The 12,833-nt window shown below is 72.6% G+C and carries 10 protein-coding genes; 3 read left to right on the top strand and 7 right to left on the bottom strand.

The features are described from left to right. Positions 1 to 128: 128 nt before the first annotated feature. Both AB0N90_RS34805 and AB0N90_RS34800 read right to left on the bottom strand, forming a co-directional pair. Positions 129 to 938, bottom strand: a complete 810-nt coding sequence (locus AB0N90_RS34805) for an ABC transporter ATP-binding protein (protein WP_037661676.1) — start codon at positions 936 to 938, stop codon at positions 129 to 131. A 76-nt stretch (positions 939 to 1,014) separates the two neighbouring features. Beyond that, positions 1,015 to 1,926 carry an ABC transporter permease gene (locus AB0N90_RS34800; protein WP_365203199.1) on the bottom strand — a complete coding sequence of 304 codons (912 nt, stop codon included), beginning with the start codon at positions 1,924 to 1,926 and terminating at the stop codon, positions 1,015 to 1,017. 208 nt (positions 1,927 to 2,134) lie between these two features. On the opposite strand from AB0N90_RS34800, the gene AB0N90_RS34795 reads away from it, so the two are divergent. Next, on the top strand, positions 2,135 to 2,773 hold the full coding sequence (locus AB0N90_RS34795) for a TetR/AcrR family transcriptional regulator (RefSeq protein WP_085568553.1): 639 nt from the start codon (positions 2,135 to 2,137) through the stop codon (positions 2,771 to 2,773). 207 nt (positions 2,774 to 2,980) lie between these two features. On the opposite strand, the gene galE is transcribed toward AB0N90_RS34795, so the two are convergent. The 3 genes from galE to AB0N90_RS34780 all read right to left on the bottom strand — a co-directional run bounded on the left by galE (position 2,981) and on the right by AB0N90_RS34780 (position 7,069). Continuing rightward, a complete protein-coding gene (gene galE / locus AB0N90_RS34790) occupies positions 2,981 to 3,976 on the bottom strand; it encodes a UDP-glucose 4-epimerase GalE (RefSeq protein ID WP_365203197.1) in 996 nt (331 codons plus the stop codon). A gap of 127 nt (positions 3,977 to 4,103) precedes the next feature. After that, complete coding sequence (locus AB0N90_RS34785; protein ID WP_365203259.1) at positions 4,104 to 5,753, bottom strand: glycosyltransferase family A protein; 1,650 nt, start codon at positions 5,751 to 5,753, stop codon at positions 4,104 to 4,106. Between the two features lie 44 nt (positions 5,754 to 5,797). After that, positions 5,798 to 7,069: a glycosyltransferase 87 family protein gene (locus AB0N90_RS34780; protein ID WP_365203195.1), complete on the bottom strand. Its 1,272-nt coding sequence runs from the start codon at positions 7,067 to 7,069 to the stop codon at positions 5,798 to 5,800. Between the two features lie 204 nt (positions 7,070 to 7,273). On the opposite strand from AB0N90_RS34780, the gene AB0N90_RS34775 reads away from it, so the two are divergent. Next, complete coding sequence (locus tag AB0N90_RS34775; RefSeq protein WP_365203257.1) at positions 7,274 to 9,511, top strand: glycosyltransferase family 39 protein; 2,238 nt, start codon at positions 7,274 to 7,276, stop codon at positions 9,509 to 9,511. Here AB0N90_RS34775 and AB0N90_RS34770 read toward each other — a convergent pair. Further along, entirely contained in the window at positions 9,456 to 9,941 is a 486-nt protein-coding gene (locus AB0N90_RS34770; protein ID WP_128790287.1) for a MarR family transcriptional regulator, read from the bottom strand. The genes AB0N90_RS34775 and AB0N90_RS34770 overlap by 56 nt on opposite strands. 123 nt (positions 9,942 to 10,064) lie before the next feature. Between AB0N90_RS34770 and AB0N90_RS34765 the strand changes: the two genes are divergently transcribed. Then, positions 10,065 to 10,478 carry an organic hydroperoxide resistance protein gene (locus AB0N90_RS34765; protein WP_085564997.1) on the top strand — a complete coding sequence of 138 codons (414 nt, stop codon included), beginning with the start codon at positions 10,065 to 10,067 and terminating at the stop codon, positions 10,476 to 10,478. Between the two features lie 148 nt (positions 10,479 to 10,626). Here AB0N90_RS34765 and AB0N90_RS34760 read toward each other — a convergent pair whose 3' ends face one another. Beyond that, positions 10,627 to 12,831, bottom strand: a complete 2,205-nt coding sequence (locus AB0N90_RS34760; protein ID WP_365203192.1) for a CDP-glycerol glycerophosphotransferase family protein — start codon at positions 12,829 to 12,831, stop codon at positions 10,627 to 10,629. Positions 12,832 to 12,833 lie beyond the last annotated feature (2 nt).

Below are 12,833 nucleotides of genomic sequence, written 5' to 3'. Positions count from 1 at the left end.
TCACTAAGCGGATGAAAGGGATGACCACGTTCGGGGTAAGAAGAAAGGGACCCGGGTGTTAGACAGACGTCCCGGGTCCCTGGTTGCCCTCGCGGACACCTTCATGTGGTGAGGGGTTTGTGAGCGCGTTACGCGGCCTTCTTCGGGGCGGGCTTCTTCGCCTTGTCGCCGGTGAAGGCCTCGTACTCCTTGAGGACCTCCTCGGTGGGGCCGTCCAGGCGCAGCTCGCCGCGCTCCAGCCACAGCGTCCGCTCGCAGGTGTCGCGGATCGAGTTGTTGTTGTGGCTGACCAGGAACACGGTGCCCGCCGTCTCGCGCAGCTCGCGGATCCGCTCCTCCGAGCGCACCTGGAACCTGCGGTCGCCGGTGGCCAGGGCCTCGTCGATGAGGAGGACGTCGTGGTCCTTGGCGGCGGCGATGGAGAAGCGCAGCCGGGCGGCCATGCCGGAGGAGTAGGTGCGCATCGGCAGGGTGATGAAGTCGCCCTTCTCGTTGATCCCGGAGAAGTCGACGATGCCCTGGTAGCGCTCCTTGACCTGCTCGCGGGACATGCCCATGGCGAGGCCGCCGAGGTAGACGTTGCGCTCGCCGGTGAGGTCGTTCATCAGCGCCGCGTTGACGCCGAGGAGGGAGGGCTGGCCGTGGGTGTAGATGTGGCCGCTCTCCACCGGCAGCAGGCCGGCGACGGCCTTGAGCAGGGTGGACTTGCCGGAGCCGTTGGTGCCGATGAGGCCGATCGCCTCGCCCTTGTAGGCGACGAACGACACCTTCTTCACCGCGTGCACCCGGCGCACGCCGGCGGCCTTGTCGGCCTGCTTGCGGCGCATGATGCGGTTGAGGGCGGCGGTGGCGGAGCCGCGGCCGGTGCCGGTGCCGTTGACCCGGTAGACGATGTCGACGCTGTCGGCGACGACGGTGGGGATCCGCTCGCTCTGCATGCTCTGCCCGGTCTGCTGGGTCCGATGGGGGGTCTGCTGGGGCTGCTGGGGGGTCTGCTGGATCCGCTCGCTCTGCTCAGCCACGGCCGTACGTCTCCTCTGCCTTCCAGAAGTAGATGAAGCCGCCGACACCGGCGAGCAGGGCCCAGCCGACGGCGATCGGCCACACGTGCGGGGGCAGCTGCTTGGAGTGGAAGCTGTCGATCAGCGCGAAGCGCATGAGGTCGATGTAGACCGCGGCCGGGTTGGTCTGGAGCAGCACCGTGACGACGTGCGGCAGATGGTCGTTCTTGGTGAGCTTGTCGATGCTCCACATCACGCCGGACACATACATCCAGGTGCGCAGGATGAACGGCATCAGCTGGGCGATGTCGGGGGTCTTGGCACCCCAGCGCGCCATGATCATCGCCACGCCGGCGTTGAAGGTGAACTGGAGGATCAGGGCGGGGATCACCAGCAGCCAGGAGGCGCTGACCGGCACGCCGAAGCAGAGCAGGATGACGACCAGGGCGGCCATCGAGAACAGCAGCTGCTGGAGCTGCTGGATGCAGAAGGAGATCGGCAGGGCGGCGCGCGGGAAGTGCAGGGCGCGCACCAGGCCGAGGTTGCCGGAGATCGCCCGGGTGCCGACCTGGATCGAGCTCTGCGTGAACGTCCATACGAACACGCCGGTGACCAGGAAGGGGATGTAGTCCGGGACGCCCCTCTTGGTGCCGAGCAGGACGCCGAAGATGAAGTAGTAGACCGCCGCGTTCAGCAGCGGGGTCATGACCTGCCAGACCTGGCCGAGCTTCGCCTCGCTGTACTGCGCGGTGAGCTTGGCGGTGGCGAAGGCGGTGATGAAGTGGCGCCGGGCCCACAGCTGGCGGATGTACTCCGGCAGGGAGGGGCGGGCGCCGCTGACCGACAGGCCGTGCCGGGCGGCCAGCGCCTTGAGGTCGTCGGCCGGGGCCTGGATCGGGGGCGGTGTGTCGAGGACCTGGCTCACATCCGCTGCTTTCGCTCGGGGGGAGGGGGGTGCCACGGCTCCGACTGTGTCCGGAACCAGGGCGGGCCGGTCCCGTCGTCCGGCGTTTCCTTACGTTTCTCTTCACGTTCTCTTACGACGGGACGGGACCGTATCGTCGTGACGTGAGCGTAGAACGTGGTGACGTCGCAACGCAACCGTTTCGTCGTAACGCCCTATGCTGGATGCCATGACCACGAACGCCGCCGGGCCCGCCGCCGAACCGCCGCAGCGCGCACGCCGCCGTACCCCTGCCGGGGCCGCGGTGCTGCGTCCGGATGTGACCGAGGCCATCCGGGCGGCCGTCTTCGAGGAACTGGCCGCGGTCGGCTACGCGCGCATGAGCATCGAGGGGATCGCGCGGCGGGCGGGGGTCGGCAAGACGGCGGTGTACCGGCGCTGGCGCTCCAAGCTGCACCTGGTGCTCGACGTGGTCTCCGCGATGGCGGTCCTCGGCCTGCCGGCGCCGGACACGGGCTCCCTGGAGGGCGATCTGCGGCTCCTCTACGAGGTGACCTCGCGCGCGCTGCGCCACCCCGTGGCCTCCCAGATCATCCCCGACCTCCAGGCCGAGGCGGCCCGCAACCCCGAGATCGCCGAAGCGTTCCAGAAGGCGCTGCGGGACGGTCAGGAGGGCGTGGCCAGCAAGGTCATCGCGGCGGCGACGGCCCGCGGCGAACTCACCCCCGACCTCGACCCCGACCTCGCCCTGGACCTCATCTCCGGCCCGCTCTACTGGCGCTCGGTGGTCATCCGCTCCCCGAAGCCGCCGAAGGGCTACCTGGAGAAACTGGCACGGGCTACGGCGGGGGCGCTGAAGGCGTTGTGAGGGGGGGGCGGGGCGCAGCGCCGCCCCGTTCTCGGCGGGCGGTAGGCGCAGTTCCCTCAGGGGCGCGGGGAACTGCGCGACGAGCCACGGCGTATCCGCACCCGGCGTACGACCTGCGCCCCTTACGGCGCGCCTCCGGCGTACGCCCTGCGCCCCTTACAGCGCGCCCCCGGCATACGCCCCGCGCCCCCTACGGCGCGTCCCCGCTCAGTCCCGCAGCATCTTGTCGCGGACCGGGATCCATTCCAGGGCCGAGCGGATGCCCTCTTCCAGGGAGAGGGCCGGGGTCCAGCCGAGCAGGCGGGACGCGCGGTCGCTCGTGGTGTAGCCGCCGGCCACGTCCCCGGGCCGGGGATCCGTGTCGATCGTGGCCAGGGGCGTGCTCACGACGTTGTTGAAGGCCGCGCAGAGCTCGCGGACCGTCGTACCGGAGCCCGTGCCCAGGTTGATCGCGATCGACGGCGCGGACGCGGTGAGGACGGAGTCGAAGCGCTCGATCGCCGCGACGTGGGCCGCCGCGAGGTCCCACACATGCACGTAGTCACGGATGCCCGTGCCGTCGCGGGTCGGGTAGTTCACGCCGGTGACCGGGAACGGCGTCCCCGCCTGATGGGCCTGGATCAGCATCCCCAGCGCATGGCTGGGCCGCTTGAGCTGGAGACCGGTGCGCAGCAGGGGGTCCGCGCCGACCGGGTTGAAGTACCGCAGGGACAGCACCCGCATCTCCCCGGCCGCGGCGATGTCCGCGAACATCCCCTCGCACACCGCCTTGGTCCGCGCGTACGGGCTCTGCGGCGCCAGCGGCGAGTCCTCGGTGACGGGCGAGCCGTCCTCGGCCCGGTAGATGGACGCCGAACTGCTGAAGACGAGGCGGTCGCACCCGTTGCGCCGCAGATGCCCGACGAAGGCCAGGCTCTTGGCGACGTTCGCCTCGTAGTAGCCGATCGGATCCGCCACCGACTCCGGCACCACGATCAGCGCCGCGCAGTGCACCACCGCGGAGATGTCCGGGTGCTCGGCGAAGATCCGGTCGACCAGGGCGCCGTCCGCGATGTCGCCCTCGTAGAAGACCCGCCCCTCGGTGAACTCGGCACGGCCGCGGACCAGGCTGTCGAGGATCACCGGGGTGATGCCCGCGTCCAGACAGGCCGACGCGACGGTGCTTCCGATGTAACCCGCTCCACCGGCGATGAGGACAGACACGTTGATTCTCTTCCCGGTCTCGTTCCAGACCCAGTAGTTCCAGACGGCTCAGCAGATCCAGATGACCCAGCAGTTCCGGACGACCCAGTAGTTCCGGACACGGTACGGGCAAGCGGCCCGCCGCACGTCAGCGCAGCAGCCGCCGCAGCCGTCCGCGCAGTATCCGGGCGAGCCCGCGCACCCCCGTCGCCACGCGCAGCGCCAGCGCGCCGGAGTGCGTCGCGTACGGCTGTACGAGCAGCACGCCGTGCCGGAGGTCGGGCACGACACGTCGGCGCAACCGTCCGGCCCCCGTCCGGGCGGCCGCCGTGACCTCGCGTTCCGCGCCGTCCGCGAAACGCACGGCCAGCCGCAGATCCCAGACACCCGCGCCGAACGCGCCCACGTCCAGGGGCAGTTCGGCCGACCAGAGATCCGGCCCGGCGGGGGCGAGGGCGGCCGTCGTACGCCCCCGGGTGCGCGCGTCGTCCCGGGACTCCCAGCGCACCTCCACCTCGCGCGGCCCCGCCTGCGCCACCCTGCCGTACAGCTCGTGCAGCCGCAGCGTGAGCGCCCCGGTGCCCGCCCGCGGGCGCACCTCCGCGTCCAGTGCGAGGGGGAGCGTCTCGACGGGATCGGTCAGGAAAGGGGCGAGGGACACCTGGGGCAGGTCCGCGGACCAGACCGGGGCGCCGTCCGGGGTACGGGCGTACGGCGGGAGCAGCCGGCCGGGACGCGCGGCCAGGTCCCGCAGCCGGGGCAGATCGCGTGGCTCGGGCGACTCCAGGAGCAGCCGGCCCAGCAGCCGGCCGGGGGAGCCCGGGTCCTGCTCCCAGTCGGCGGCGTCGTAACGCCCGAGGTACGCACGGGTGTGCGCCCACCAGGCGCGCCGGTACTCCGCGTCGCGCAGGCCCAGCTCCCGTGCGTACATCCGCACGTCATGGTCGAGGAACTTCGCCCGCGCCGCCCGCGCCAGCTCCTTCTGACCGGCGGCCAGCAGAGTGTCGTACGCCAGCGCACACGCCCGCGTGCGCGCCTCCCAGTTGTCGATGTGCCCCCGGTCGAGGGAGAGCGACAGCCGCTCGGCGGCGCGGCGCACATGCCAGACGTAGACGCGGTCCGGCACCAGCGCGATGCGCGGGCCCGCGGCCAGGACCCGGGCGGTGAAGACGAAGTCCTCGTAGAGGAACCGGCCTTCGGGGAAGCGGATGCCGTGCTCGCGCAGGAAGTCGGTGCGGTACAGCTTGTTGACGCACAGCGTGTCGTGGACCAGAAGCGGCCGCTGGGCGGGGCGCGCGAGAACGGAGTGCGCCGTGTAGAGGGGCTCCTGCCAGGGCTGTTCACGCCCCGAGGGCAGCTCCCGGCGCACACACAGCCCGCTCGCCACCGCGGCACCCGCCCCCTCGGCGGCCGCCAGCAGCGCGTCCACCGCGCCGGGCGGCAGCACGTCGTCGCTGTCCAGGAACATCACGTACGGCGCCGTCACCGCGTCGATCCCGGTGTTGCGCGGACTGCCGCAGCCACCGCTGTTGACGTCCCGCCGGATCACCCGCAACCGGGCGTCGTCGGCGGCCATCCGGTCGAGCGACTCGGCGCTGCCGTCCGTGGACCGGTCGTCCACCGCGACGACCTCAGCGACCGAGGATCCCTGCGCGAGCGCCGAACGCACGGCGTCGGCCACATGGGCACGGTCGTTGTAGCCGATCACGACGACGCCGACGGCGCCGGTGCGCGGAGTGCGCTGTGGGGTCTGTGTGTTCTCTGTGTTCTCTGACTGGGCGGGCGAGTCGGGAAGCATGGGGTCCACAGGCCGGGAGCGTAGAAATGTTCGGTAATACTCCGTTAAGAGATGCTTAGTGCTCGGTTTGGTAGACGGTCGGAATCAGGGCAAGGTTGTGTTCTTTGCCTACCATTTACCTTCGGTGCGGCCGTGGCCCGCCACAGCCTGACGAAGGACAGCACCGCCGCGGCCGTCAGCAGCCCGTTGCGGCCCAGCATCAGCAGACAGCCGGCCCAACTCCCCCCGATCACCTGCCCGTAGCACAGCGGATACACCACCGTGCTCAGCGCCGACGCCGCCAGGACCAGCACCGCCACCGGGCGCTGACCGGTGTGCCGCGAGACCAGGCACACCGCGGCGAGCCCGATCAGCCAGACCATGTACTGCGGGCTGATCACCCGGCTGGTCACCGTGAACAGCAGCACCGCGCACAGCGCCGCGTCGGCCGCCGTCGCCTCGGTCCAGCGGCGCGCCCGCACCCGCCACAGCACCAGCAGCCCGAACGCGACCGCCGTCAGCGCGAGGGACACGGCGGCGACGACGGGCACGTACGGACCCACCAACTCGATGGCGCCGTACTGGTAATGGGGCCGGCCGGACCACCCCGCGTGCCGGGCCAGGTTGAGCGCCGTGCCGCCCAGCGACTCGATCTGCACCCCGCGCCCGCCCTGTTCCGCCAGGAAGGACAGCGGATGCCGGAACGCGAGGGACAGCAGCCCCAGGACGACGGCCCCGGCGCCCGCCGCCCAGGTCCACGCGCTCCGCGTCGCCGCGCCCCGGGGCGTGCCCAGCAGCACCAGCGCGGGCCAGCCCTTCACCAGTGCGCCGAGCGCCCCGAGCACACCGCCCGCGCGCGGGGAGCGCGCCAGCGTCAGCAGGGAGAGGACGGCGAGGGCGGTGACCTGGACGTCGTACCGTGCGAGCGGCAGATGCAGCAGCAGCGGCAGCCCGCCCGTCCACAGCGCCGCGCCCAGCAGACTCCGCCCCGGCCGCCGCCCCGCGCGCACCAGCGCCACCTCGATCAGCGCGTCCGCGGCCAGCGTGAGCGTCACGAACGCCTGCACGTACGACAACCCCGGCACCAGCCCCGGCGCCAGCAGCACCGCGCCCGCGCCCGGCGGGTACTGCCACAGCGTGTCGTGCACCGGGTACGACCCCTGTTCGAGCACGCCGTACCAGTGGATGTACAGCCGCCCCACCTCCCGCGCCACCGAACCCCCGCTGAGCAGCGGCGAACTGTCGTGTGCGAGCAGCCACAGCATCAACCCCCGGGTGGCGAACCAGCCGAGGGTGAGCTTGAGGACGGGGCCGGGGGTGACACGGGGACCGTTCATCGCGTTGGAGCCTAAGCCGGGTGGATGGAGTATCGGCGGCGATACGCCGCAATCACCCACAAACATCGTCTCATCGCAAAAGATCGGGCCGTGGTGAACGTCGGGCTCCCTGTGGAAGCTGTCGAAGCTGTGCCGGCGCCGTTGTGGAATCCGCCCGGGGGGCGGGCGCGGCGCGGGGTCGTGGTGGGGGTGCCCGCGGCGGTGATGCTGGCGCTCGGGCTGTGGGGGGTGGACCGGGGCGGGATGTGGCGCGACGAGGCGGTCACGTTCCAGGTCGCGGGGCGGACGGTGCCGCAGATCTGGCGGCTGGTGCACGGGGTCGACGCGGTGCACGGGCTCTACTACGTCCTCCTGCACGCCGTGCTCGCTGTGCACGCCGACGAGGTGGTGCTGCGCCTGCCGTCGGTGGCCGGGGCGGTGCTGGCCACGGCTCTGGTGGCCGAGGTGGGCGCGCGGCTGGCCCGGCCGCGGGTGGGGCTCTGGGCGGGGCTGCTCTACGCCGTGAACCCGATGGTCGGCCACTACGCGCAGGAGGGCCGGTCGTACGCGCTCGTCGCCGCCGGGGTGATGGGCGCGACGCTGCTCCTCCTGCGCGGGGTGGAGCGTGGGGCGTGGTGGGGGTACGGCCTCGTCCTCGGCGTCACCTGCTGGCTGCACGAGTTCGCGGTGCTGGTGGTACTGGCCCACGGCCTGTCCCTGGCGCTGGCCCGGGTGCGGGGACGGGTCTGGCGGGGATGGGGCTGCGCGGCCGGGGCGGTCCTGCTCTCCCTGCTGCCGATGGTGGTCGTGTCACGGGCGCAGGCGGCACAGGTGGCATGGCTGCGCAGACCGACGGGGGAGACGGTGGCCGGGCTGGCGCGGCAGTTCTTCGGCACGTCGGAGGGCGTGTACTGGGTCTGCCTGGGGCTCGCGGTGGCGGGGCTGCTGGCGGGAGTGGCCGGGCGGAGGGGCGGGGGCGGCGCGCGGCCGGCGCAGATCGCGCTCGCGGGGACGGGCGCGCGCAAGGCCGAGGTCACGCTCGCGGGCATGGGGGGCCGGGCGGGCCGGGTCGCGCTCACGGGGATGGAGGGCCGGGCGGGCCGGGTCACGTTCGCGGGGAGGGGCGGCCGGATGGGCCGGGTCGCGCTCGCGGGGAGGGGCGGCCGGACGGGGCAGGTCACGCTCGCGGGGGTGGCGGCGCCGTTGGTGGTGGTGCCGCCGGGGGTGCTGATGCTGGCTTCGCAGTCCTCGCCGCCGCTGTACGTCGACCGGTATGTGCTGTACGCGCTGGCGGGGGCGCCGCTGTTGGTCGCGGCGGGGGGTGAATGGGTGGCGGGGATCGCGGGGCGCCTCCGGCCCGGCGCCCGGCGCGCGCCCGCTCGCGTGCCCGCCGGGCTTCGACCGAGCGGGGGTGCCTGCGCCTCGGTCTGGCTTCGCCTGCGTGAGGGAGCCGCTGCCGCTGCGGTCTGGCTTCGTTTGCGCGAGGGGGCTGCTGCCGCCTCGGTCTGGCTTCGCTTGCGCGAGGGAGTCGCTGCCGCCGCGGTCTGGCTACGCCTGCGTGAGGGAGCCACCGCCCCGGCTTGGCTACGGTTGCGCGGGGCTTCCGCTGCCGCCTCGGCCTGGCTGCGCTTGCGTGGAGGTATTTCCAGCGCGCCGGCCCGGCTCCGGTCGCGTGAGGGTGCTCCTGTCGCCTCGGCCTGGCTGCGCTTGCGTGGAGGTATTTCCAGCGACCCGGCCCGGTTCCGGTTGCGTGAGGGTGCCCCTGCCGCCCCGGCCCGGCCGCGCTCGCGTGGGGAGGCCCCCGCCGTCCAGGCCCAGCCCTGTCCCCGCGAGGGCACCCCTCTCGCCCCGCCGAATCCCCGCCCGCACAGCGACGGTCGGCCGGAGCCGGGCCCGAGGCTGCCGGCGTCGGCGCGCCGGACCCTCCGGACGCACTCCGCCGCTCTCCTCGGTCTCCTCGCCATCGCCCTCGTCCCCCTCCAGCAGTTCCCCCTCCTCCAGCAGGACCGTGACCCCGCCCGGCGTCCGGACGACCTCGCGGCGATCGCGCGGGCGGCGGCGCACGGGGTGCGGAAGGGGGACGCGGTGCTGTATCTGCCGGCATACACGCGCAACACCGAGCTGGCGTACCCCGGGGCGTTCCGCGGGACGCGGGATCTCGTGCTCGCACGGGCCGGGGACGTGTCCGGGACCCTGTACGGAGTGGAGGTCCCGGCCCCGGAGGTGCGGAGCCGGATGGCCGGGGTCCAGCGGGTGTGGGTCGTCGCCGACCGGGCCGTGCTGGCGGGGCGCTGGACACCGCGCAACCCGAGCGAGCGGGCCAAACTCGACCTGCTCCAGCGGGAGTTCACCGTGCGCGGCGAGGCCGTGCGCGGGCGGACCGTCGTACGGCTCTATGTACGGCCCCTCAGCCCCGCGAGTCTTCGGCCTCCGTCGCTGCCGCCGCGTCCAGCGCGCTGGTGAGCCGGTCGAGACGGGCGCGCAGATCGGCGATCTCGGCGCGGTCGAAGCCGGTGGAGCGCATGATGCGGCGCGGCACCTCCAGGGCCCGCTCGCGCAGGGCCGTGCCCTCCTCGGTGAGCAGGACCCGCACCGAGCGCTCGTCCTCGACGCTGCGCTCCCGGCGCACAAGGCCCGCCGCCTCCAGCCGCTTGACCAGCGGGGACAGCGTGCCGGAGTCGAGCCGCAGCTGTTCGCCGAGCTTCTTGACCGGCAGCTCGCCCTGCTCCCACAGCACCAGCATCACCAGGTACTGCGGGTAGGTGAGGCCGAGGTCCTTGAGGACCACCCGGTAGACGCCGTTGAAGGCGCGGGACGCGGCGTGCAGCGAGAAGCAGATCTGGTTGTCCAGGCGGAGCCAGTCCGTCTCGGTCTCGGCGGGAGTAGCGGTCATGGGTCCAGGGTAGCTCTTCGTCCGGCATTTGATTGTGTGCAACTAAATTGTGTGCTCTACTTGTGGTGGCAGGACGCCAACGAAGCAACACGACGCAGGACACATCGAGAGGGATGGTTCGTCATGGACGCGCTCTACACCGCCGTCGCCACCGCCACCCACGGCCGTGAGGGCCGTGCCGTCTCCTCCGACGGCAAGGTCGACGTCAAGCTGGCCCCGCCGGTGGAGCTGGGCGGCAACGGCGAGGGCACCAACCCCGAGCAGCTCTTCGCCGCCGGTTACGCGGCCTGCTTCGGCGGTGCCCTCGGTGTCGTCGGCCGCAAGGCGAAGGTGGACGTCACCGACGCCGCCGTCACCGCCGAGGTCGGCATCGGCAAGGTGGGCGAGGGCTTCGGCCTGAAGGTCACCCTGCGGGTCGAGCTGCCCGAGACCGTGGACCAGGAGACCGGCCGCAAGCTCGTCGAGGCCGCCCACCAGGTCTGCCCCTACTCCAACGCGACCCGCGGCAACATCGAGGTCGACCTCGTCGTCGAGTAAGTCGAGTAAGGCGAGCAGGCCCGGTAAGCCGAGCAGACCCGGTAAGTCGAGCGGGTCGAGCAGGACCGAGCAGGTCCCGTAGCCGCCGTACCGGCCGTGGTCCCCCGCCACCGGCCGGTACGGCTTTCGCGCTGCGGTCGTACGGCCCTCACGCCGACGTCAGCGCGTCCCGTCCCGCCGTCGCCTGGCCCGGCAGCCGTACCGTGCCCGGCATCGGCTCGTTCAGCAGCAGGGTGCGGACGACGCGTTCGGCGGCTCGGCCGTCCTCGAACTCGCAGTAGCGGGCCCGGAACCGGGAGCGCAGACGGGCCGAGTCGGCGTCCTGCCAGCGTCCTGAGGTGAACAGCCGGGTCAACTCCCGCTGGGAGTAAGTGACATGGCCGGGCGGTTCGGTCGGCAGGTCGAAGTAGGCGCCCCGGGTCTGCCGGTAGACCTCCCAGTCGTCGGCGTGGATCACGATCGGCCGGTCCAGGTTGGCGTAGTCGAACATCACGGACGAGTAGTCGGTGATCAGGGCGTCCGCCGCGAGCAGCACGTCCGCCAGGTCGGGCTCGTCCGTCGCGTCGAGCACGGTGCCGCGCCGGGCCAGCTCCGTGAGGCCCAGGCCGCGCGCGGGACCGGTCGCCAGCGCGGGATGCAGCCGCACCACGAGCGTGTGGCCCTCGCCGAGACCGGCCGCGAGCCGGGCCACGTCGAGCCGGTCCACATGACCGCCCCTGCGGTAGTCCCGGCGGGTCGGCGCGTACAGCACCACCGTGTGGTCGTCCGGGATGCCGTGCCGCTCGCGGAAGTCGCTCGAACCGCCGTTCACCAGCACGTCGTTGCGCGGGCTGCCGGTGCGCGCGGAGGCGAAGTGGCAGGGGTAGGCACGCTCGTACACCAGCTCCGCGTAGCCGCTGGCGACCAGGCTGTGGTCCCAGCGGTCGGCGCGGCGCAGCAGCTGCGGTACGTCGACGCCGAGCCGGGCGCCCGGCTTGTCCAGCAGATCGGCGCCGAGGTACTTCAGCGGGGTGCCCTGATGGGTGTGGATGTGCACACTGCCGGGCCGCTTGGCCGGGACCCCGGTCCAGGGCACGTCGTTCACCAGGAACTTCGCCCGCGCCATGACCTCGGCGCAGCGCCGGGTGCCCGCGATCACATGCTCCACGTCCGGCGGCAGGCCCGCCGCCGTCTCCGCGTCCCGCACCACCCACACCCCCCGCAGCTGCGGGGCGATCCGCAGGGCCGCACGGTGGACGGCGGCCGGGTCGCCGAGGAGGCCCCGGTGCGCGGACGCGGAGTACACCACCAGCTCCGGGTCCAGCGGACGGCGGGCGTGCAGCGCGGCCCAGCCGCTGCGGGCCCGCCCGGCCGCCACCCGTCGTACCGCGCCCGCCCGCCGTGCCGCCCCCCGCCCGACGCGGGCCGCCTGCCGCCGCAGCCGGTAGCCCGCCCAGCCGCCCTCCAACAGGGCGACCTCGCCGTCCACTTGGGCGCCCTCGGGCCTCAGGCGGCGGAACAGGTCGGCCGTACGGCGGAAGAACTCGGCCTTGTCGGCGGGCGGCAGCCGGTCCGGCTTGGCCAGGACGTCCAGGCAGTGCTCGCCCATCTTGCGGTGCAAGTAGGGCCGCCAGGAGTCGAGTTCGGGACGCGAGTCAAGGAAGGCGAAGACCCGCTCGTACTGGTCGTGCACGTCGAAGTGCTTGCGGCTGGTGGTGGACAGGATGTTGCCCTGCCTGCGCTGGCGGTAGTTCAGGCAGATCCGGTCCAGCGCGGCGATCCGCCCGGCGCTGAGCATGACCGGGAAGGTCCAGGGGGTGTCCTCGTAGTAGCCGGGCGGGAAGGTGAAGCCCTGCGCGGTGACGAACTCCCGCCGGTAGACCTTGTTCCACACCACCATCAGCAGATCCAGGATCCGCGGGTACCCGGCCGCCGTGAAGGTGTCCGGGCCGGCCTCCGCGAGCACCTCCGCGAGCGCGTTGCGCCGGGTGCCGCCCCACCAGTACGTGCGCGCGTAGTCGAACACGAGCACATCCGGGTCGCCGCTCTGCGCCAGCCGGTCGGCGATCGCCGCGAGCGCGCCCGGGGTGAGGGTGTCGTCGCTGTCCAGGAAGAAGAGGTAGTCCCCGGTGGCGTGCGGCAGCCCGGCGTTGCGGGCGCGCCCGAGGCCCACGTTCTCCGGCAGGTGCAGCACCTTCACCCGGGGGTCGCGCGCGGCGTACTCGTCGAGGATCTTGCCGCAGTCGTCCGGCGAGCGGTCGTCCACGGCGATCACCTCCAGATCCCCGTACGACTGCGCCAGCACCGAGTCCAGGCACTCGCCGAGGTACGCCTGCACCCGGTAGCAGGGCACGATCACACTGAAACGGGGCACGG

This window comes from Streptomyces sp. NPDC093018 (assembly GCF_040684035.1).
GTDB lineage: Bacteria > Actinomycetota > Actinomycetes > Streptomycetales > Streptomycetaceae > Streptomyces > Streptomyces murinus.
Note: the sequence above shows the minus strand (reverse complement) of the source record. Positions and strands in the feature narration are given on the sequence as shown.

What these genes read in the sequence shown, in the direction of transcription:
- AB0N90_RS34785 (WP_365203259.1), bottom strand. Translation starts at nt 5,753, where the DNA reads ATGCTTCCCGACTCGCCCGCCCAGTCAGAGAACACAGAGAACACACAG.
- AB0N90_RS34780 (WP_365203195.1), bottom strand. Translation starts at nt 7,069, where the DNA reads ATGAACGGTCCCCGTGTCACCCCCGGCCCCGTCCTCAAGCTCACCCTC.
- AB0N90_RS34770 (WP_128790287.1), bottom strand. Translation starts at nt 9,941, where the DNA reads ATGACCGCTACTCCCGCCGAGACCGAGACGGACTGGCTCCGCCTGGAC.
- AB0N90_RS34805 (WP_037661676.1), bottom strand. Translation starts at nt 938, where the DNA reads ATGCAGAGCGAGCGGATCCCCACCGTCGTCGCCGACAGCGTCGACATC.
- AB0N90_RS34775 (WP_365203257.1), top strand. Translation starts at nt 7,274, where the DNA reads ATGCTGGCGCTCGGGCTGTGGGGGGTGGACCGGGGCGGGATGTGGCGC.
- AB0N90_RS34795 (WP_085568553.1), top strand. Translation starts at nt 2,135, where the DNA reads ATGACCACGAACGCCGCCGGGCCCGCCGCCGAACCGCCGCAGCGCGCA.
- AB0N90_RS34765 (WP_085564997.1), top strand. Translation starts at nt 10,065, where the DNA reads ATGGACGCGCTCTACACCGCCGTCGCCACCGCCACCCACGGCCGTGAG.